The 19,387-nt window shown below is 62.0% G+C and carries 21 protein-coding genes; 13 read left to right on the top strand and 8 right to left on the bottom strand.

Translation table 11 applies throughout. The features are described 5' to 3' along the window. The first annotated feature begins 55 nt into the window (after positions 1 to 55). Genes hisS through aspS form a run of 12 tightly spaced genes read left to right on the top strand, consistent with a single transcriptional unit; the run spans position 56 to position 11,437 of the window. The gene (gene hisS, locus VFO29_11430; protein ID HET9394115.1) at positions 56 to 1,321 is read left to right on the top strand and encodes a histidine--tRNA ligase; all 1,266 of its coding nucleotides are present in this window, start codon (positions 56 to 58) and stop codon (positions 1,319 to 1,321) included. Beyond that, positions 1,321 to 1,758 (top strand): acetyl-CoA carboxylase biotin carboxyl carrier protein, encoded by a 438-nt coding sequence (gene accB / locus VFO29_11435; protein ID HET9394116.1) that lies wholly within the window; start codon positions 1,321 to 1,323, stop codon positions 1,756 to 1,758. The genes hisS and accB overlap by 1 nt, the downstream gene beginning before the upstream one ends. Next, the gene (locus tag VFO29_11440; protein HET9394117.1) at positions 1,743 to 2,336 is read left to right on the top strand and encodes an SIS domain-containing protein; all 594 of its coding nucleotides are present in this window, start codon (positions 1,743 to 1,745) and stop codon (positions 2,334 to 2,336) included. Before accB ends, VFO29_11440 begins: the two co-directional genes overlap by 16 nt. Beyond that, entirely contained in the window at positions 2,336 to 3,340 is a 1,005-nt protein-coding gene (gene rfaE1, locus VFO29_11445; GenBank protein HET9394118.1) for a D-glycero-beta-D-manno-heptose-7-phosphate kinase, read from the top strand. Before VFO29_11440 ends, rfaE1 begins: the two co-directional genes overlap by 1 nt. Beyond that, positions 3,330 to 3,827: a D-glycero-beta-D-manno-heptose 1-phosphate adenylyltransferase gene (rfaE2, locus tag VFO29_11450; protein ID HET9394119.1), complete on the top strand. Its 498-nt coding sequence runs from the start codon at positions 3,330 to 3,332 to the stop codon at positions 3,825 to 3,827. The genes rfaE1 and rfaE2 overlap by 11 nt, the downstream gene beginning before the upstream one ends. Further along, entirely contained in the window at positions 3,824 to 5,038 is a 1,215-nt protein-coding gene (locus VFO29_11455) for a hypothetical protein (protein ID HET9394120.1), read from the top strand. Before rfaE2 ends, VFO29_11455 begins: the two co-directional genes overlap by 4 nt. Then, positions 5,039 to 5,911: a glycosyltransferase gene (locus VFO29_11460; protein HET9394121.1), complete on the top strand. Its 873-nt coding sequence runs from the start codon at positions 5,039 to 5,041 to the stop codon at positions 5,909 to 5,911. Next, a complete protein-coding gene (locus VFO29_11465; protein HET9394122.1) occupies positions 5,908 to 6,918 on the top strand; it encodes a glycosyltransferase family 9 protein in 1,011 nt (336 codons plus the stop codon). Before VFO29_11460 ends, VFO29_11465 begins: the two co-directional genes overlap by 4 nt. After that, positions 6,915 to 7,817: a glycosyltransferase family A protein gene (locus VFO29_11470; protein HET9394123.1), complete on the top strand. Its 903-nt coding sequence runs from the start codon at positions 6,915 to 6,917 to the stop codon at positions 7,815 to 7,817. Before VFO29_11465 ends, VFO29_11470 begins: the two co-directional genes overlap by 4 nt. Beyond that, positions 7,814 to 8,812: a glycosyltransferase family 9 protein gene (locus tag VFO29_11475; protein ID HET9394124.1), complete on the top strand. Its 999-nt coding sequence runs from the start codon at positions 7,814 to 7,816 to the stop codon at positions 8,810 to 8,812. The genes VFO29_11470 and VFO29_11475 overlap by 4 nt, the downstream gene beginning before the upstream one ends. Beyond that, positions 8,805 to 9,689, top strand: coding sequence for a glycosyltransferase (locus tag VFO29_11480; GenBank protein ID HET9394125.1), 885 nt, complete (start codon positions 8,805 to 8,807; stop codon positions 9,687 to 9,689). Before VFO29_11475 ends, VFO29_11480 begins: the two co-directional genes overlap by 8 nt. Next, complete coding sequence (gene aspS / locus VFO29_11485; GenBank protein HET9394126.1) at positions 9,686 to 11,437, top strand: aspartate--tRNA ligase; 1,752 nt, start codon at positions 9,686 to 9,688, stop codon at positions 11,435 to 11,437. Before VFO29_11480 ends, aspS begins: the two co-directional genes overlap by 4 nt. Here the strand turns inward: aspS and VFO29_11490 are convergent. Next, positions 11,434 to 11,676, bottom strand: coding sequence for a hypothetical protein (locus VFO29_11490; GenBank protein ID HET9394127.1), 243 nt, complete (start codon positions 11,674 to 11,676; stop codon positions 11,434 to 11,436). The two genes, aspS and VFO29_11490, sit on opposite strands and share 4 nt — an antisense overlap. Positions 11,677 to 11,808: 132 nt before the next feature. Here VFO29_11490 and VFO29_11495 point away from each other — a divergent pair, with 132 nt between their 5' ends. Then, the gene (locus VFO29_11495) at positions 11,809 to 13,020 is read left to right on the top strand and encodes an MFS transporter (GenBank protein HET9394128.1); all 1,212 of its coding nucleotides are present in this window, start codon (positions 11,809 to 11,811) and stop codon (positions 13,018 to 13,020) included. 8 nt (positions 13,021 to 13,028) lie between these two features. Here VFO29_11495 and VFO29_11500 read toward each other — a convergent pair whose 3' ends face one another. The 7 genes from VFO29_11500 to VFO29_11530 are packed head-to-tail and all read right to left on the bottom strand — an operon-like array spanning position 13,029 to position 19,366. Beyond that, complete coding sequence (locus tag VFO29_11500) at positions 13,029 to 13,550, bottom strand: hypothetical protein (GenBank protein HET9394129.1); 522 nt, start codon at positions 13,548 to 13,550, stop codon at positions 13,029 to 13,031. Between the two features lie 39 nt (positions 13,551 to 13,589). Next, the gene (locus VFO29_11505) at positions 13,590 to 14,288 is read right to left on the bottom strand and encodes a uracil-DNA glycosylase (GenBank protein HET9394130.1); all 699 of its coding nucleotides are present in this window, start codon (positions 14,286 to 14,288) and stop codon (positions 13,590 to 13,592) included. Next, entirely contained in the window at positions 14,285 to 14,797 is a 513-nt protein-coding gene (locus tag VFO29_11510) for a tRNA (cytidine(34)-2'-O)-methyltransferase (protein HET9394131.1), read from the bottom strand. The genes VFO29_11505 and VFO29_11510 overlap by 4 nt, the downstream gene beginning before the upstream one ends. Continuing rightward, positions 14,797 to 15,663 (bottom strand): C39 family peptidase, encoded by an 867-nt coding sequence (locus VFO29_11515; protein ID HET9394132.1) that lies wholly within the window; start codon positions 15,661 to 15,663, stop codon positions 14,797 to 14,799. The genes VFO29_11510 and VFO29_11515 overlap by 1 nt, the downstream gene beginning before the upstream one ends. A 1-nt stretch (position 15,664) precedes the next feature. After that, complete coding sequence (locus VFO29_11520; protein ID HET9394133.1) at positions 15,665 to 17,290, bottom strand: peptide ABC transporter substrate-binding protein; 1,626 nt, start codon at positions 17,288 to 17,290, stop codon at positions 15,665 to 15,667. Next, on the bottom strand, positions 17,287 to 18,351 hold the full coding sequence (locus tag VFO29_11525; protein HET9394134.1) for a DUF1611 domain-containing protein: 1,065 nt from the start codon (positions 18,349 to 18,351) through the stop codon (positions 17,287 to 17,289). Before VFO29_11525 ends, VFO29_11520 begins: the two co-directional genes overlap by 4 nt. After that, complete coding sequence (locus VFO29_11530; GenBank protein HET9394135.1) at positions 18,344 to 19,366, bottom strand: dipeptide epimerase; 1,023 nt, start codon at positions 19,364 to 19,366, stop codon at positions 18,344 to 18,346. Before VFO29_11530 ends, VFO29_11525 begins: the two co-directional genes overlap by 8 nt. Between the last annotated feature and the right edge of the window lie 21 nt (positions 19,367 to 19,387).

A 19,387-nucleotide genomic window follows, 5' to 3' on the forward strand; every position in this document is an offset into this window, starting at 1 on the left:
ACGGCATGCCGCGCTAGGGGCAGGTCCGGCCCGCAATCCTTTTAAAGACTGCGCCATGCCCTCCAAGCTCGCTGCGCCTCGCGGCACGCAAGACCTCATTCCGCCGCAGTCGGGGCGCTGGCAAGAGCTGGAAGCACGCATTCACGCGCTAGCACGGAGCTACGGTTACGGCGAAATTCGCACGCCGATCTTCGAATCCACCGAACTTTTCGTGCGCGGCGTCGGCGAGACGAGCGACATCGTCGAAAAAGAGATGTACACGTTCCTCGACAAGAGCGAGCGGAGCATGACGCTGCGTCCCGAGTGGACCGCGCCGGTCGTGCGCGCCGCGCTTCAGCACGGACTTTTCGCGCAGGGCGCGCAGCGCCTCTACTATATGGGACCGATCTTCCGCTACGAGCGGCCGCAAGCGGGACGCTATCGCCAATCGCACCAGTTCGGCATCGAGTGCACTGGGTTCAGCGAGCCGGAGGCGGACGCCGAAGTTATTTCTTTGGGTTGGGACTTGCTGCAAACGTACGCTATCAAGGGGGTGACGCTGCATCTCAACTCGATCGGCGACGAAAAATGCCGCCCGCAATATCGCGATGCGTTGCGCGCTCACTTCGGCCCGCATCTCGAGAAACTCAGCACCGATTCGCAGCGCCGCTTAGAGCGCAATCCGCTGCGCGTACTCGACAGCAAGGCGCCCGAAGATCAACCTTTTGTGGAAAACGCGCCGCAGTTCGAAAGTTTTTTGTGTGCCGATTGCCGCACGCACTTCGAGAGCGTCAAACGCATTCTCGACGCGAGCGGCGTTCCGTACACGGTCGATCCGAAGATCGTGCGCGGTTTGGACTATTACACGCGGACCGTTTTTGAATTCGTTTCAGACGTGCTTGGCGCGCAAAACACGATCTGCGCCGGCGGGCGCTACGACGGCCTCGTCGGATCGCTCGGCGGCCCCGAGGTTCCGGCCGTGGGCTTCGCCTTGGGAATGGAACGCTTTCTCACGGTCGTCGCGATCGGGTCGGACGAAGAAGCGCGCCGTGAGGGTGTTCAGGCAATTGCGATTGGGCCGCAGGCGCTGGAAGCGTTGCTTCCGCTGGTGGCCGGGCTACGGCGCAAAGGCGGCGGGCCGGTCTTCATTGACTACGGCGATCGGAAGCTGTTGCCGCAACTCAAGATCGCCGATCGCAACAACGCGCGGTACGCCCTCATTTTGGGCGAGAAAGAACTGGCCGAAAAAACCATCGTTTTGCGCGACCTGGTGACGCGCGCGGACCGGACCTTGCCCTTCGGAAAAGATACTCTGGAGGCGCTCGGTGAAATGAGAGAGTGATGGACGAGCAGCAGACCCTCAAAGAGCTCCTGGAGATCATGCACGAGAACGATCTCGACGCGCTCAAGGTCAAGATGGGCGACGCGATCTTCGAATTGGTCCGCCGCGACCCGGCAGCCCCCGCGGCCGCGCCGGCGCCCGCCGCGCCCAGCGCGCCCGGGGCCGCGCCGCAGGCGGGTGCGCCCGCCGCCTCTGCCAACGTGAAAAAAGTGACCGCGCCGCTGGTTGGCGTCTTCTATCGCTCCGCCGCGCCGGACGCCGAGTCATTCGTAAAGGAAGGCGACCGCGTCGAGCCCGGCCAGGTGCTCTGCATTCTGGAAGCGATGAAGCTCTTCAACGAGATCACCAGCGACTACGCCGGCATCGTAACGCGCATCGTTCCGGAGAACGGCGAGCTGGTCTCGCTCGGTCAGGAACTCTTTTGGATCGAACCGTAGACGTACGCGGCCGTCGCGGCTACGACGAACTGATCGCGGACCGGCGCGGAATCTACGACGCACCGCATTACCGCTTGCAAGTCGAGGCGATCGCCGATGTGATCGTCAAGGCGTTGCGGCGCGGCAACAAAGTCTTGTGGATGGGCAACGGCGGCAGCGCGGCGGAAGCGCAGCATATGGCAGCCGAACTGAGCGGCCGTTTCTTACGCGAGCGCCCTGGTCTGTACAGCGAAGCGTTGAGCGTCAACACGTCGGCGCTCACCGCGATCGGCAACGACTTCGGATTCGATCACGTCTTCGAGCGGCAGATCGAAGCGTTCGTTCAGCCGGGCGACGTGGTGATCGGCTTAACGACCAGCGGCGAGTCGAAGAACATCGTTCTCGCGTTTCAAGAGGCGCAGCGGCGCGAAGCGTTTACGGTGGCGTTTACCGGAAACGGCGGCGGAAAAGTGGCGGAGATCGCCGACCTCGTCTTGCTCGGACCTGACGGCTACTCGGCGATCGTGCAAGAAGTGCACCAAACCATGGCGCACATCGTCTGCGATCTCGTCGAGCAGCGCATCATCTTCGAAACGTAATGAGCCGCACGCAAACGCTCGCGCCGCCGGACGCGCACACGCTTTTCGATCGCATGCGCGAGCGGCGCGTGCTCGTCGTCGGCGACGTCATGGTCGACGAATGGATCTGGGGCAGCGTCAGCCGCATTTCGCCCGAGGCGCCGGTGCCTGTGGTTGCCGTCAGCGATCATTCGTTCACGCTCGGCGGCGCGGGCAACGTTGCGAACAACTTATGCGCGCTGGGCGCGCGCGTCGCATTTGCCGGCGCGGTGGGCGCCGACGGCTTCGCGCATTACGTCGCCGATCTGCTCGCCGACGAAGGCGTGGGCAGCGAAGGCCTGGTCACGATCTCGGATCGACCGACGACTCGCAAAACGCGGGTGGTCGCGCACAACCAGCAGGTCGTGCGCGCCGATTGGGAATGCACGTCCGCGCTGGACGCGGCCGATCGTGCGCGTTTGCACGCAATCGTGGCGCGCGAAGCGGCGCAGGCCGACGCCGTGGTGCTCAGCGATTACGCGAAGGGGCTTTTCTCGCGCGAGTTGGTTGAAGCCGCACTCGTCTGCCCGATCGTCGTCGCGGATCCGAAACCGCAGAACCTCGATCTCTTCGCGGGCGTGACGTGCGTCGCGCCAAACTCGCACGAGGCCGAAGAAGCAACCGGCATCGCGATCAGCAGCGATGCGTCGCTCGAGCGCGCGGGCGAAGCGCTTTTGAAGCGGCTGAATTGCCGGTACGTGGTGATCACGCGCGGTGAACACGGCATGTCGCTGGTCGGCAAGGACCGCGAGAAGCTGCACATCCCGTCGGTCGCGCGCACGGTCTTCGACGTCAGCGGCGCGGGCGATACGGTGACGGCCGTGCTTTCATTGGCGCTAGCCGCCGGTGCGCCGATTGAGTTTGCACTGCAGCTCGCGAATTTCGCCGCGGGCGCGGTGGTCGAAAAACTTGGAACGGCGACGGCGTCGCCCGGTGAGATCCTGGCGCTCGTCGAGCACGGCACGCCGGCGCGCGATGAACGCTGACCAATTCTCCGGCTCGCTGCTGACGACCGAAGCCGCCGTCGCCTGGCGCGAAGCGCTCCGCAAGGAAAAAAAACGCGTCGTCTTCACCAACGGCGTCTTCGATCTCGTGCATGCGGGACACGTTGACTATCTGGCATGGGCGCGCGCCCAAGGCGACGCGCTGATCGTCGGATTGAACACCGACGAATCCGTGCGGCGCATCAAGGGTCCGGCTCGGCCGATTCAGCCGTTCGCGGAGCGTGCGCGCGTCTTGACGGCGTTGCGCAGCGTGGACGCCGTCGTCGGTTTCGGCGAGCGCACGCCGGAAGTGCTGATCGATAAGCTGCGTCCCGATGTGCACGTCAAGAGCGCGCAGTATCGTGAGGAAGAGCTGCCCGAGCGCGACGTGGTGCTGCAGCATGGCGGGGTGATCAAGCTCGCGCCGCATCTCGAAGGCGCCAGCACGACCGATCTAATAGCGCGCATATTAAAGTTGTACGGCGAGTGAAACTCGCGATTACCTGCAACGGACCGGGCGAGACGGCCGGGTGGCTGCGTCCGCTGCTGCGCGAACTCTACGCAATCGAGCCCGCCGCCGAGGTGCACGTCTTCTACGTTCCGGACGACTACGCAACCGGGGCCGAGCCGGCATACGTGCGCGAGCTGTTTTCGCAAGCGCACGTCTACGACGTCAAAACGTACGTGGCCGCGGCACTCGGCCGGCGGATCGCCGGCGTGCCCGATCGCGTTGACGCGGTGCTTTATTTGGGCGGCGACTTGATGCACGCGTCGCGCCTGCATCGCAAATTGGGCGGCAGCCTCATGACCTATCGCTTCACGCGTCGCAAGTATGCGCGCGTCACGGAACGCGCGTTTGCGATCGATGCAAAAAATGCGGCCGAGCTAATTGTCGCCGGAATCGCATCCGAACGCGTTACGATTGCCGGCAATCTGGCGATCGACGGCGCGTTGGTCGAAGCCGCGGCGCCGGTCGAACCGGGCGCGCCGGTGGACGGCATGCTGTTTATGCCGGGTTCGCGCGATTACGAAGTGGAGAACATGGTGCCGTTTTTCTTCACGGCGGCGCTGGCGATCCGCCGCGAGACGCCGGACGTGCCGATCGCATTCGGCATATCGCCGTTCACGCAACTCGGCGAGGTGCGCGCGGCGATCGAAAGCGGCGGCCGGCCGCGCATGTTTTCAAAACGTGGCAAATTGGTCGAGACTTCGGCGGGAACCGAATTGGTTTCGCTGGACGGCAGTCAGCGCTTCCCGGTACTGCATAATGCATTGTCGGCTGCGAAGCGAGCGCGCCTAGCGATCACAATCCCGGGAACAAAAACGATCGAGCTGGCCGCGATCGGCACGCCCGTCGTCGCATGCACGCCGCTCAACATTCCCGAAGCGGTGACGATCAACGGTCCGCTAACATACCTGAACCGTATTCCGCTGGTCGGCGTGCCGCTCAAGCGCGCCGTCGTGACCGCGTATTCGCGGCGCTTTCCCTTTCACACGCAGCCGAACATGGATTCCAATCGCGAAGTCGTGCGCGAGTTGCACGGTACGTTGACTCCCGGGCGTGTAGCGCGCGTCGCGCTAGAATGTTTTGACGATGCCGCATGGCTGGCGGAATCCGCGCAGGCCCTCCGCGGTCTGTACACCGAACATCTCGGCGCCGCCGGCCGCATCGCTCGCGGCCTGCTCGAGGTACATCAGTAAATGCGGCTCTCAGTCATCATCGCCACCAAGGATCGCGCGGAGTATCTGGATCGCGCGCTCGAATCGCTCGGCAAACAGGTCGCCGCGCCTTCATTTGAAGTGATCGTCGTCGATAACGGTTCGACGGATGCCACTCCGCAAATCGTGGAGCGCGCGCGCGGCCACTATCCGTTCGACGTTGTCTATGTTTTCGAAGAGGGACCAAACCGCGGCGCGGCGCGTAACCGTGGGATCGCCGTCGCGAACGGTTACCTGGTCGTGTTCTGCGATGACGACGTGTACGCGCCGCCCGGCTGGCTGGCCGCGCACGAGGCGGCGCACGAACGGACCAACCTCATCGTCAACGGGCCGATCGTGAACGTTCCCTCGTATCACGAACGCCCGAAACCCGTTCTGGCGAATTATTCGCGCGCGGCGCTCTGCACGTGCAACGTGTCGATTCCGCGAAACGCACTACGCGCAGTGGGCGGCTTCGACGAACAGTTTCACCTCTACGGCTGGGAGGACACCGAACTCGGCGTGCGCCTGCGCCGCGCCGGACTCAAATCGAAGTTTGCGTGGAACGCGTATATCTGGCACATCAAGCCCCCGAGCGACGTGACGCTGGAATCCGAAATGCGCAAGGCGCTGGAAAAGGCCCGTATGGCCGCGCGGTTCGTGCGCAAGGATTCGAGTGTGCGCGTGCGATCGGCAACCGGCGCGCACCCGATCAACTTGTTGCGCGCGAAAGTGCTCGAGCGGCTCTTGCCGTGGTACGCGGGCGCGGCCACCGACGATCGGCTGCCGGCGCCGGCGCGCGCGCTCGCGCGTTCGCAATTGCTCGACGGCATCTACACTGTGGAGTTAGCGCGCGCGCTGAATTCGAAGTCATGAACCGGCGGGCGTTGATCTACTGCGCGGGCGGTGGCATTGGCGATTCGCTGATGGCATCCGTGTTGGCGCAGGCGTTGAGGCCGCATTTCGGCGCCGTCGATGCGTTGACGCTGCCCTCGCACCGGCAAGCGCTCGAGCGCGTTCCGGAATTAGATGCGGTGCTCGTGGATGACGGACGCGACGAACGCGCGTTGGCTGATGAATTAGCGAAGCGCGAGTACGAGGCGGCGATTGTCACGTGGGCAACCCCGCATACCGCCCGCGTTCCGCAGTTGGCCAAGATTCCCGTGCGCGTTGGGCAAGCCAATCGCCTGTACTCGTGGCGATTCACGCACAAAGTTGCCGTACGCAGCGAGCGTGGCGATGTTACGACGCACTGGTCGCAGATTTTGATGGATTACGCGCGCGCGATCGACTGTGACGCGCCCGGTGCGATGGTGCATTTCGAGCCGAACGCGGCCGACGAAGGCGAAGCCGAGGCGCTCTGCGCCGAGCTCGGCCTGGCAACCGGTGGTTTTGCAATTGTTCACCCTGCCAACGCGGTCGCGAGCGAGCGCGGAATCTGGCCGCTGGAAGGCTGGAGCGCGCTGGTGCGCGAGATCGGCGCGCGCTATAATATTCCGGTTCTCGTAAGTGGAAGTGAAGATGACCGCGACATCGTCGAAGGCGTCGTCGCGCGCGGCGGCGGTTTTTCGATTGCAGGCAAGACGTCCATCGGATCGTTTGGCGCGCTCAGCCGCCGCGCGGCGTTCTTCGCAGGTATAACGACCGGTGCCATGCACGTTGCGGCGGCGTGCGGCTGTCCGACCGCGGGCATCTATCCGTTTCAAACGGATACGCCCGACCGCTGGGCGCCGCTCGGTGCGCGAACGGCGATCGTGCGCGCAAGCTATCCGTGTCCGCCGGGCGAGCGCAAGGAAACGTGTCCGGACTACGCCTGCGTGGCGCACCTGGATGTGTCGCGGATCATTTCAGCGATCGATTCGCTGCTGAACGTGCCGGCATGAAAGCGACGATTCAACTCTGCACCTTCAATCGCGCAAGGGTGCTGGAGCGCGTGCTCGACGCGTGCTTCGAGCAAACTGTTTCAGCGAGCGACTATGAAGTCGTGCTTGTGAACGACGGGTCGAGCGACGATACCCCTGCGACTATCGCTCGCGCGCAGGCTCGCGCCACCTGTGCCTTCACGGTCGTCAACCAACCCAATGGCGGTTTGGCCAAGGCGCGCAATGCAGGGTTGGCGCGGTCGACCGGCGAGCGCGTCATTCTGATCGACGACGACGTGCTGCCGCTGCCGAATTTCGTGGAAGAGCACTTGCGTTCGCATGCGGCGCATCCGAAAGCGATCGTGCGCGGCGCTGCGATAACCGTTGACAACCTCGACGATCTGCCGCCGCCGATTTGGTCGCTGCGCGATTACAGCGGCAATTACTTTTGGACGACCAACGTTTCAGTGCCGCTGGCGACGCTACGCGCCGTCGGCGGTTTCAACGAAAGCTTCGCGGAGTATGGCTGGGAAGATATCGACGTCGGGCTGCGCCTGCGCTTTGCGGGAGTGAAGGCGGTCTTCAATCGCCATGCCTTGGTCTACCATTATAAGCCGCGCCCGCGCCCCGGCGACGTGGAGAAGATGCTCCGTCAGGCGCGCGCGCAAGCGCGTACCGCGGTGCAGCTTGCGCAGCTCCACCCGCACTGGCGCACGTATCTGGCCACCGGTGATAATCCCGTCCAGCGTCTCTTGCATAAATGGATGCGCGGAATCGGCGCCGCGCGCCATTTCCAATCGCGCATAAGCAGCGTTGAAAGCGATCGGCCATTGACCAAGAGCGATCTGCGCGCGGCGCAGCGCCTTGCCGCCGAGGAGTATTTTGCGGAGCTCGAACGCGCGCGGCAGGCCGCGCGATGAGCGGCATCGTGCTGGTGCGGACGGATCGCATCGGCGACCTGATCCTCTCTACCCCCGCGATCGCAACCGTGCGCAAGTCGTTTCCGCGCGAACGCATTACCATGGTGTGCAGTTCGTACAACCGGGTTGTCATGGAGCGCAACACCGACGTTGATGAAATCGTTGACTTGCCTGCCGACATCAAACCGGACGTCTTCGGTTCGCACTTTCGCGGTCGCGCCGAGCTGGCCATAGCGCTTGCGCCCCGTACTGAGGACCTTGCGATCGTCGGCGGCACGCGGGCTCGCGTGCGCGTCGGATACACGTACTTGCGCCGGTATCTCTTGCGGCTTACGATGCGCCGTTATGTGAACCGCTTGATGATCTCCGAAGCCGATCCGGATTTGAGCGACCTCGATCCTGACCGTCACGTGCGCCACGAAGTGGATCAACTGCTGGATCTCGTCGCATTGGCGGGTGCGAACGAGCGCGTCGAGAGTCTGCGGCTGGACGTGAACGACGACGACCGCGCGGCGATCGACTTCCTGCCCACCGATCCGATCGTCTTCCATTTGGGCAAGCGCTGGTTTCACGACGGGAGCACGTTGGAGTCCACGTTAGCGCTGATCCGCGAGCTGCACCGGTTCGATCTTCCGATCGTCGTAACGTACGCGCCGGACTGCGAGCCGTATCTCGACAGGCTCACGGAAACGCGCGCGGCGGATGTGCTGCTTGGCGGGTTGCCGTTCTATCGCTGGGCGGCGGTCTTCGAACGAGCCCGCGTCGTCATCACTGTTGACACCGGCGCGACGCACGTCGCCAGCGCGGTGCGCAGGCCGTCACTGGTTGTGTTCGAACACAAATACTTCCACCTGAACTCGCATGAATGGGCGCCGTACCGCGTTCCGAACGTTCTTGTCCGCAAGCCCGCGCGCGAGGATCCGGAATCGCTGGAACACTTGCGCAATGAAATCTTGGACGGAGTCGCACACCTGCTGACGCAAACGCATGCTTGACATCTCTGTCGTGGTGCCGACCTACAACCGCATCGAGGAGCTGCGCCACGTCTTGCCGACACTGCTCGCCCAGGATCTCCCGGCGGACCGCTATGAAGTGCTCGTCTGCGATTCGAATTCGAATGACGGCACGGCGGAGTACATGGCAGCGATGCGCGCGCAACATCCGAACCTTTGGCATGTCGCCGGCGTGTACTCGGGCCGCGCCATGGCGCGCAATGCCGGCATCGCGCAAGCTCGCGGACAGGTCGTCCTCTTCAACGACTCCGACATCCTGGCGTCGCCCGACTTGCTCTCGCAGCACTGGCGGCATCACGAAGGACAGCGCGACATCGCGGTCGTCGGCCTGGAAGTGCAGGTAAAGTCGCTCGGAGACTACGCCGACAAACGCGATCATCCCGAGAAGCGCGGCTCGCTTCATCCGCCCGGGCGCAAGCGCCTGAGCTGGCTGTACTTTCTGACCGGAAACGCATCGGCGCGGCGCGACGATCTCTTGCGCGTCGGCTGTTTCGACGAATCCTTTACGGGATACGGCCACGAGGATTTGGAACTGGGATACCGCTTGCAGAAGGCGGGCGTCACGATTCTTTACGAACCGCGCGCCGTGAACTATCACTGGCAAGACGTTGCCCACGAGGATCAGGTTGAGAAGATGAAATTGGCCGGCCGGTCGACGGTGCGCTTTTACCGCAAACATCCGGACTTTGCCGTAATGGCCAACCTCGGCATGACGCCCGTGTCGCTGGGCCTGCACTCGGCGCTGACCAAACTGCCGTGGCTGCTCGGGTATTTCAACAAGCGCGCGGCCGATTCGAAATTTGCGCGCAACCTGATCCAGCAGTATTATTACGTTTCCGGAATCAAGAGCGCATTATGAAGTACTCCTGCGGCGCGTTGCGCGCGACCGACGAAGGCAAGAACGTCGAATTGGCCGGCTGGGTCAACGTGCGCCGCGATCACGGCGGGCTGATCTTCCTAGACCTGCGCGATCGCGACGGCTTAACGCAAGTCGTCTTCGATCCCGAGCGCCCGAGCTTCAAGGAAGCGGAGCGTTTGCGCCACGAGGACGTGGTGCGCGTGCGCGGCGCCGTTCGCCGCCGCCCGACCGGTACGGAGAATTCGAAGCTGCCGACCGGCGAGATCGAGGTGGCAGTCGAGGAGTTGGAAGTCCTCAACCGTTCGCTGGTGCCGCCGTTCCAGGTGAACAAAGACGACGACGTGGACGAAAATCTGCGTCTGCAGTACCGCTATTTGGATCTGCGGCGCGCGCCGCTGCAGCGCAACCTCACAGTGCGCCACCGCATCATCAAAGCGATGCGCGACTTTTTCGACGAGCGCGGCTTTCTCGAGATCGAAACGCCGATGCTAATCAAGTCCACGCCCGAGGGAGCGCGCGACTATCTCGTTCCCAGCCGCCTGCATCCGGGTTCGTTCTACGCACTGCCGCAGTCGCCACAATTGCTGAAGCAAATTTTGATGATTGCGGGCTTCGGGCGCTACATGCAGATCGCGCGCTGCATGCGCGATGAAGACTCGAGAGCCGATCGCCAGCCCGAGTTCACGCAGCTGGACGTCGAGCTTTCGTTCTGCACGCAAGAAGAAGTGATCGAGATCATGGAGTCGTGCATGCGCCACGTGTGGAAGCGCGCGCTCGACATCGAATTGCCGCCATTCCCCCGGCTGACGCACGAACAGGCGATCCAAACGTACGGCATCGACAAACCCGACTTGCGCTTCGGCCTCGAGCTGCAGCGCGTGGACGACGTCTTTGCGGCAACGGAGTTCGTGGTTTTCAAATCCGTACTGGATGCGAAGGGTGCGATCGTCGCGTTGCGCTATCCCGGCGGGGCGGGCTTGTCGCGTCGCGAGTTCGACGGTCTGGTCGAGAACGCGAAGCAAAATGGCGCCAAGGGAATGGTTTGGGTTGCACTGGGGGCCGACGGCAACAAGAGCTCCGCCTCAAAGTTCATCGACGACGCAGCGATTTCGCAGCTGCGCGAACGCACGAAATCCGAAACCGGCGACGCGATTCTCTTGTTCGCCGATGCCGGGGATGCCGCGTTCCTCGCGGCCGGTAAAATGCGGAACGAAGTCGCGGAGCGCGGCGGTCTGAGAGATCCGAACACGTTCGCCTTTGCCTGGATCACGGACTTCCCGCTCTTCGAAGTAGACGAAGCGACCGGCAAACCGGGGCCCGCGCACCATCCGTTCACGGCGCCGAACGATGGCCAATGGCCGCTCCTAGAGTCGGATCCGTTGCGCATGCGCGCGCAGCATTACGATCTTGTGCTCAACGGATTCGAGTTGGGCAGCGGATCGATTCGTATTCACAAGGCGGAGTACCAGCGCAAGATTTTTGCGATGCTCGGCTTGAGCGCGGAACAAGTCGAGGACCGGTTTGGATTTTTTCTACGTGCGCTCGACTATGGGGCGCCGCCCCACGGAGGCATGGCGCTCGGGATCGATCGCATCGTGATGATCGCCGTCGGCGACGCCAATATCCGCGACGTCATCGCGTTTCCCAAGAACCAACTCGCGCGCGACGTGATGATGGAGGCGCCGTCATCGGTGCCCGATCAGTTGCTGCGTGATCTATCGCTACGCGTGAACCCGCCGAAAACTTAAGACCCTAAGTTTTCGCGCCTTGCGCGGTTCCATTCGCGCCACAAAATAAGTATCCAGCATAGCGAGACGCCGATATTGACGTAGGGGATCCACAGCTCGGTATAGGTGTGCCGCGCGAGCGCCAAAATACCGAGTCCACCGTTGAGTATGGCTAGCGCACCCGAAATTCTGACATACATGATGGCACGGCGGTACCGGTTTGCGCGCTCTTCAGGTGTGGGTTCGCGATCCGTAATCATCGCGCTGCCCTTCTTGCCAACGGCAAGAGAATCCGGTAGAATTTGTCCCACTATGCGCTAGCGACGAAAAAGCCCCAAGCACACCACACATAATCGTTGGAGGTTCGTCGCATGTCGCCCGCAGCCGCGCCTATGAAGCGCAGCATCTTTTCGTCTCGAAGTTTTCGACTATTCTACATCGGTCAAACCGTGAGTTTGCTCGGTGACGGATTCCGTTTGCTTGCAATTCCGCTGCTGGTGTACAAACTCACGCACTCGGCGCTCTCGACGGGGTTGTCATACTTCTTTGAGCTTGCGCCGTTCGCGCTCTTCGGTCTGGTGGCCGGCTCGCTGGCCGACCGGCTGAACCGCCGCAGTTTGATGCTGGGTTCCAATGCGGTGCGGTTCAGCGTCATGATCGCGTTCGCAGTGCTCTATGCCCTGCGCATACTCACGGTTCAAGAGATCTATGCCGGTCTCGTCATCGTCGCATTGGCGGCGGCAGTCTTTGTCGGCTGCCAGACGTCGAGCATTCCGTTCCTGCTCGGAAAGGAACGCGGCACGGAAGCCGTCGCGGCGTTAGGCGGCGCTGAGAATTTCGCAAACCTGGTTACGCCGATGATCGGAGGTGCGCTGTTTGCAATCTTCGGTGCACTGCCGGCGCTGCTGATAACGGCATTTGGATATCTCTGCGGCACGGCTTTTCTTTGGCAGGTTCCATCGTTCGGACCGGATCAGAAGTCAGCGCGGCCGTCGCGCCGCGAGCTCACCGGCGATATCGCAACGGGATTCCGTCTACTCTTCGGCGACCGGGGAATGCGCGCTCAAGCCTTTGTCGGTCTCGGCGCCAACATGCTGGGTTTCGGCGCCTACGCAGTGTTGGTGCCGTTTCTCAAACGAGATTTCGGCGCGCACGACTACGAAGTCGGCATCTTCTTTGGTATTTCGGCTGCCGGCGCGATCCTTGGCTCGCTTGCAGCCACCAAATTCGCTTCGCGGTGGAAGTTCGGACCGGCACTCACGATTGCATACCTCCTCGACGCGACGCTCTTTTTGCCGGTAATCTTTACGCTAAATCTCTGGATCGCCGGTTTCTTTTGGGCGGTGACCAATGCGATCGTGCAATTTGAAGTCTCGCAGATCATCGGGTTCCGGTTGCGTGTAACGCCCGAAGCGTACGTCGGGCGCGTATTCGGCGCGGTACGTCTGTTCGTGCTGTGCGGGATCGGTCCGGCGGTGATCATCTTCGGCTATGTCGCGGATCACGCCGGCCCGCGCACTGCCATGGCCATCTCCGCGCTAGGGTATCTCGCCGTCGCTGTCGTCGCGGCCATCTCGCCGGCTATTCGCTCTGAGACGCGGTAAGCTCCGCGCTAGAGCATTCGCGGCGTACCGGCCGGATAGTCGCCCGCCGGATGGTTCGCTGCCCAGATGCGGGCGCGAGCGGCGATGTATTCGAAGTTCTCGTAGAGATACGGCCGGTTGCTTCTCGTAACGGCGATGACATCCGCCAAAAGATTCCAGTACAGAATAACGTTGAACCAGTCGCTCTGAAGATAAATATTTTCGTCGATTAAGCCGGACCGAACGAACGAACCGATGTGGTTATACATATCGCAGAGGTATTGTTCCGGGTGTTCGCGCCGGTCGATAGGTATCTCCAAGAGGCTTGCCCGGAACTTGTCGTCTTTCAAGCGTTCGGCTAAGTCGTGCCGCACGAAATTCATGATTTCGCGGACCGAAGGATCTCGTAACATTTCGAAGACACCCTGCAGCCCGCTGAGCTGATTGTTCAAGCGAAGATGCCGCAGCTGAACCAGCGCCGCGATAGCAGTTGCCGCGATAACGATGAAGGTGCCGACCGCAGCCGCGGTGTTTATGAGTTCAAGCGACATTCCCAGGTCCGTTCAATAGTGCCGGCTCGATCCCCCGGATTACGCCTGCAGGATGTCGTTAGCGCGCGTGAAGATCGCGTCGAACATCGGCCGGGTGAGTTTGCCCGTATTTGTGTTCTGCCGGCTCGGGTGAAATGATGCGATCAATGTAACGACATGCTTGCCTTTGGTGGCCGTCAACTCTGCGCCGTGACCAAAGCGCCAGCCCTCGGTCGAGAATGCGTAACGGCTCGCTTTGAGAGCATCGGCGGCGGCTTTCGTGCCGATCGCCCCGAGTCCAATTACAACGCGCAAACGATCGAGCGCCGCGAACTCGCGCACCAAGTACGGAAAGCAGCGCTGCAGTTGTTTCGGCGTGGGCTTGTTTCCGGGTGGCGCGCAGCGCAAAGCCGCCGTAATGAAGCAGTCGTGCAGCTTCAAACCGTCGTTGGCATCCGACACGGCCGCCTGATTTGCAAAACCGGCCCGAAAGAGAGCGGGATAAAGAAATTCGCCTGACGCGTCGCCTGTGAAGACGCGACCGGTGCGGTTGCTGCCATGAGCGCCCGGCGCAAGTCCGACAAGCAGCACGCGCGCTTTCGGATCGCCGAAGCCGGGGACGGGCTTCCCCCAATAGGTCGCGTCGCGATGCGCGCGTTTCTTTGTCTGTGCGATTTGCGCACAATACCGGCGCAGCTCGCGGCACTTGGTGCAAGCGATGACCTCGGTTTCGATAGCGCGCAGTTGTGCTGAGCTCACTGCAAGCCCGGAAAACCAATCTGGGCGAGCGCGGCGTACGCGACGATGCCGACCGCGGTCGAAAGGTTGAGGCTACGGACACTCTCGGCGCGCATCGGAATACGCAGGCATCGTTCTGGATCGCGCGCGAGCAAGTCGTCCGGCAACCCTTGCGTCTCTTTTCCGAAAACGAGAATATCGCCGCGAGCAAAACCCGCCTGCGTGTAGGGACGGCTTGCGCGTCTCGAGATATACCAGCGCTGCGAGGCCGGCGTTGCATTCAAGAATGCGGCGAGATTCGGATGAATTGCAATCTGCAGGTGCTGCCAATAGTCCAGGCCGGCCCGCTTGAGCTCGCGGTCGTTAATGCTGAAGCCGAGCGGCTCGATCAAATGCAATGCACATCCCGTGGCCGCGCAGAGGCGCGCAACGTTTCCGGTATTCGGCGGGATCTCGGGTTCCACCAGTGCGATCTGCAGCGGCGCACCCTTGGCAAATGCCGGATCGAAGACGCGGTCCTGAGGCTGCATTAGGAGTTGACGATGGAGACGAAATCGCGGCCGACGGGCGCAACGGCATAGGCGACGCCGTTGTTGCGCTGCCAGATGCGCTCGATCGCGTTGCGCGGATAAACAACGCGAATGTTCGGCGCGGCCGGATCGTTCATCGCGCAATCACCGTTGTCGGTAAAGCCGCAGAGTACGGCGAGATGACCGTCCGAATGTTCGAGCGGAGCGCCGGGCAGCTCACTGCCGCTCCAACTGTACGAGATCGCGAGCGGAAGGCCGGCTTCGATAAAACGCTGCGCATGATCGAGATTGCGCAGATAGACGACCGCGGCGCGTAACCCCAAGCTGCCGCTGAACGCCACGTTGAACGACCAGTTGCCGGTGCCGTTGTAAGCGCGGTCGAACACCGCGCGCGCAGTGGCGATAACATCGTAATCCAAGCCGTGATAGGCGTTGAGCATCGAGAGGCTGGCGGGGCTGCACCACCCGCGCTCTTCCGGTGCCACGTACTGAGAGCGAGCCGGCACGTCCAGGACGCGCGCGCTCGCCGCGTACGGCAGCGACGGTTCGTTGTGCACGGGCGCCGCAAAATCGAGTGCGTTGAAGTCCACGCCCGGTGCCCGGAGTTCGATGCCGTCGAACGGTTGCGAACTGCGAATGACGTCGACGTCCACGGTGACGTCCTCGTGCTTTGGACTAAAGGACTTCCGGCCGTCGGTCGTCCATTCGGCGAATGGCAGCCAGGGTGTGGCGGGAGCATGTGCGCGCAACAGACGGAATTCGAGCGTGCCGCGCACGGTAAACGTGTTCCAGCTCAAGACGCCTTCGCGCGCAGGTTCGAACGTGAGCGTCGTACCCTCGCGCACCGCCGGGGAGACCGCTAGCACGCTATATTTGCCAATCCCATGCGTTCCAGGTGTCTTGCACGAACGCGGCCGGCCGCAGATTCTTCATGTCGCTGTTGACCGCCGTGTATTCGTTTTCCCAATAGAAGAACACCGCGGGCACGAGTTGGTGAATGCGCTCTTCCTCTTGCTGGTAGTATTTCTTGCGCACCGCCTGATCGTATGTCGTTAGCGCTAGCTCCGACGTGCGGTCCACAATTGGATCGTTGAGCAGCGATGTATTGCCGCCGTGCGGAGGCCGATACTTGCTGTTCCAGAGCCCGGTGTTATCCGGGTCCGGTCCGTTAATCGAAACAGTCCATGAAATATCGTATTTGCCGGTATATAGCGGTCCGCTCGGCGCAAAGAGCACGTTCACCGGATAGTTGCGGATCGCCATGTTGATGCCGAAAGGCTTTAACTGGCTTTGCACCTGCACTTCGGCTTGAATGTTTTCTTGCTTATTCGTTCCGGTCGAGATGTTGAGTTGCAGCTCCTGGCCGCCCTTGTGCAGCCATCCGTCGGGGCCGATCGCCCAGCCGGCTTGTGCGAGCAGTTTCTTCGCATTGTCCGGATCGTACGGATAGGGCGGAATGTTCGGAGCCGCCCACGAGAGCGGATAGACATCGCTCACGGCAAGTTGATTGTAGCCGTGATAAATCGTGTCATTGATTCGCTTCCAATCCACGGCTTCGGCGATTGCAAGGCGCACGCGCTGATCCGACAGGATCGGGTTGTGCAGGTTGAACTCCATGTGGCGCCAGTTCGCGATCAGTTTCTTGATGACGGTGATTCCGGGTACTTGCGGAAGGCGCGCGATGTCGTTTTCATTGACGCCGATCAGCACGTCAACGTCGTGCGTCTGCAGCTCGTTGAACAGCGTATTGCCATTGGGAATGACCTTCCAAACGATTTTCTTTAAGTGCGGCGGTCCGCGATAGTAATATTTGTTCGGAACAAAAACGAGTGACGAGCCGTGATTCCATTGCTGTAAAATGAACGGGCCGCTCGAAATCGGCGTGCCGTTAAACGGCGCGCGGTTGATGTCCGGGAGCGATGCGAGGATGTGCGCCGGCAGCGGCGGATAGGCAGCTCCGTCGACCGCGAACAGCCCCATGATGTCCGGGTTCGGTTGTTTGAGGTGAATGACAATTGTTGTGTCGTTCGGTGCGCTCGCCGACGCAATGCCGTCCCAGCCGAACAGTGTTTTCACGTTGTTGCGCGGATTGCGCACGGCGGAGTACGTAAACATCCAATCCTTGGACGTTAACGGCGCGCCGTCGGACCACCGAAGGCCGGGCCGCATGTGAATGGTGATGGTCTTGCCGTCTTTGCTTAAGCCGCCGTTTGCGTAGCTCGGCACCTCGGTCGCGAGGTCGGGAATGAAGTTGCCGTTGTCGTCGTATTTTAGGAGCGAGGCGAAGATCAATCCGCCGACTTGATTGCTGGCGTCGGTATGCGCGAACATCGGATTGAGGCCGTCGGGCTCGTCCGAGTTGCCGACGCGGACTTCGCCGGGAATCGTCCATGGATGGCGCCCGCTTGCGGTCGTCGTCGTTCCGGTTTTCGAGCACGCGCTGAACGCGACGGTGACGGCGAGCAGAGCGGCAAGCGAGCGGATGATCTTCATGCAACAACCTTTGCGGAGAGCGGATGGCGTTTGACGAGCTTCGGCGCCACTTCGCTCCACAGCACGTCGGGACCGTTGCGAACGACGTCGTCCGCCGGCAAACCCGTTTCCTCGCGCGCACGAGCGATTTCTGCCTGCGCCTGCTGCGCCGTCAAGCCGAACGTATTGAGGGCAATTCCCACAACCGATGCCGGTTTTACGGTCGCGCAGAGATCTTCGTGGACGCGGATCAGATCCCGGTACGAGAGAATCGGTGTCCCGTAGACGTCGATCTGCGTGCGTTTGACATCGGCTATGATCAGCAGCGCATCGGGTGCGCAACCAAAAAGCAACGCCAGCGTCACCGGTGCGTACGCCGGATGATTGATGGCGCCTTGTCCCTCGACCAGAATATATTCGGGATCGCGTTTTGCGGCTTCGAGTACGAGCTGTTCGCTTGCACCGGGCGCAAAATCGGCGATGACGCGATCGACGGCGATTCCCCAGCCGGCAATCATAATGCCGGTCTGTCCGGTCGGAACGAACTCGGCGCTTCCGCCGGCATCGCGCGCCGCGCGCGCGAGCTCCAGCATCACCGTCATCTTGCCGACCGCACAGTCGTTACCGACCGCCAGCAGTATCGGCGCCTTTACGTCGTACGCGGCGCCGCTGAACAGCGGAACCTCGGGCGGCTTGCGCACGTCCCACAGATTCACGCCGCGTTGGCGCGCGGCCGCCGCGAATTCCGGATCTTCGGAAAGCAAGTCGTGCAAGCCGCTGACGATCTCTAGCCCCGCGTCAATCGCGGCGAGCACTTCGGCGCGCCAGGCCGCGGGAAGCTTTCCGCCCTTAGGCGCGGTTCCGATCAACAACGAGCTTGGCTTGAAGCGAAGCGCTTCGGCGACGCTCGACACAACCGGCGCGTTGCTATCGAGATACGGCACCACGTCGCGCACGATGCGGCCGGCGCACGTTGGATCCACGACGGCAACGGTTTCGTCGTTTGAATGGCGGATCACACCGTGCGCGGTCTTGGCGTTGTTCTCGAATTCGCCGGGCGCGAAGACCGCATACCTACGCAACGGCGGTCTTCTCGCGAACGCCGAGCCCGGGACCATCCGGCAATACAATTTTCCCGCAGTCGTAGGTAATGCCCCAGAACGGATCGTCTTTGGTGAGGAACGGTCCGTCGATGTCGGCCCAATCGACGAGCGGCGACAGCTGCGCGGCGGCGGTCGCCAGAATCTGGCTTTCGACCATGCATCCGAGCATGATCTTCAAGCCCATCGCCCGCGCAGTGTGAATCATCTTGAGCGCGCCGCGAATTCCACCGGTCTTCACGAGCTTGACGTTGACGCCGTCGACGCAGCCATACAGTTTAGGCAGGTCCTCGGCGTCGCGCGAATCTTCGTCCGTAACGATCGGAATCTTCGAACGCTCGCGAATGTAGCGCAGCTGCTCCGGATTACCGGCGGGAATCGGCTGTTCGCAGAACTCGATCTCGAAGCGCGCGAGTTCTCCCAGCAACTCGATGGCTTGCTCCGTGTCCCAGCCTTCGTTGGCGTCGATGCGGATCGTGCCCGTATACTTCGATCGGATCAGTTCGATCGTTGCGATCTGCTCTTTGGACGTGCCGCTGCCGAGTTTGACTTTCATCACGGGGTGGTCGCCGATCTCGCTCACCTTGCGCAGCGTCGTTTCGCGATCGCCGATTCCGATCGTGAACGACGTCAGCGGCGTCTTCGCCGGATCCAATCCGAGCAAGCGGTACAGCGGTTTGCCGCAGTCTTTGCCGATGAGATCGTGCAGCGCGATGTCGAGACCGCAGCGCGCGGCCGGCGGAATGTCTGAAGCGAGTAACTCGTCGAGCAGGTACGGATCGTCTCCGCGAAGTGGATGCTCAGTAAAAAAAGCGATGACCGATTCGACCGATTCGTCATAGCGTCGAATCGGCGCGGTCTCGCCCAAGCCTTCAAGATCGTTCCAGCCCACGCGAAAAATCGCGGTGCGTGCAACGTCGGAGCTTCCGCGCGAAATCGTGAACGGATGCACCAACGGCAGGTCGAGTTTGGAGATCGAGAGGGAGAGCGCGGACATTCGCCCGGCTTCCTTCTCGGA

This window comes from Candidatus Rubrimentiphilum sp. (assembly GCA_035710515.1).
Taxonomy (GTDB): domain Bacteria; phylum Vulcanimicrobiota; class Vulcanimicrobiia; order Vulcanimicrobiales; family Vulcanimicrobiaceae; genus Rubrimentiphilum.

Coding starts and splice junctions, on each gene's coding strand:
- hisS (HET9394115.1), top strand. CDS start 56: ATGCCCTCCAAGCTCGCTGCGCCTCGCGGCACGCAAGACCTCATTCCG.
- accB (HET9394116.1), top strand. CDS start 1,321: ATGGACGAGCAGCAGACCCTCAAAGAGCTCCTGGAGATCATGCACGAG.
- rfaE1 (HET9394118.1), top strand. CDS start 2,336: ATGAGCCGCACGCAAACGCTCGCGCCGCCGGACGCGCACACGCTTTTC.
- rfaE2 (HET9394119.1), top strand. CDS start 3,330: ATGAACGCTGACCAATTCTCCGGCTCGCTGCTGACGACCGAAGCCGCC.
- VFO29_11460 (HET9394121.1), top strand. CDS start 5,039: ATGCGGCTCTCAGTCATCATCGCCACCAAGGATCGCGCGGAGTATCTG.
- VFO29_11465 (HET9394122.1), top strand. CDS start 5,908: ATGAACCGGCGGGCGTTGATCTACTGCGCGGGCGGTGGCATTGGCGAT.
- VFO29_11470 (HET9394123.1), top strand. CDS start 6,915: ATGAAAGCGACGATTCAACTCTGCACCTTCAATCGCGCAAGGGTGCTG.
- VFO29_11475 (HET9394124.1), top strand. CDS start 7,814: ATGAGCGGCATCGTGCTGGTGCGGACGGATCGCATCGGCGACCTGATC.
- VFO29_11480 (HET9394125.1), top strand. CDS start 8,805: ATGCTTGACATCTCTGTCGTGGTGCCGACCTACAACCGCATCGAGGAG.
- aspS (HET9394126.1), top strand. CDS start 9,686: ATGAAGTACTCCTGCGGCGCGTTGCGCGCGACCGACGAAGGCAAGAAC.
- VFO29_11490 (HET9394127.1), bottom strand. CDS start 11,676: ATGATTACGGATCGCGAACCCACACCTGAAGAGCGCGCAAACCGGTAC.
- VFO29_11495 (HET9394128.1), top strand. CDS start 11,809: ATGAAGCGCAGCATCTTTTCGTCTCGAAGTTTTCGACTATTCTACATC.
- VFO29_11500 (HET9394129.1), bottom strand. CDS start 13,550: ATGTCGCTTGAACTCATAAACACCGCGGCTGCGGTCGGCACCTTCATC.
- VFO29_11510 (HET9394131.1), bottom strand. CDS start 14,797: ATGCAGCCTCAGGACCGCGTCTTCGATCCGGCATTTGCCAAGGGTGCG.
- VFO29_11520 (HET9394133.1), bottom strand. CDS start 17,290: ATGAAGATCATCCGCTCGCTTGCCGCTCTGCTCGCCGTCACCGTCGCG.
- VFO29_11530 (HET9394135.1), bottom strand. CDS start 19,366: ATGTCCGCGCTCTCCCTCTCGATCTCCAAACTCGACCTGCCGTTGGTG.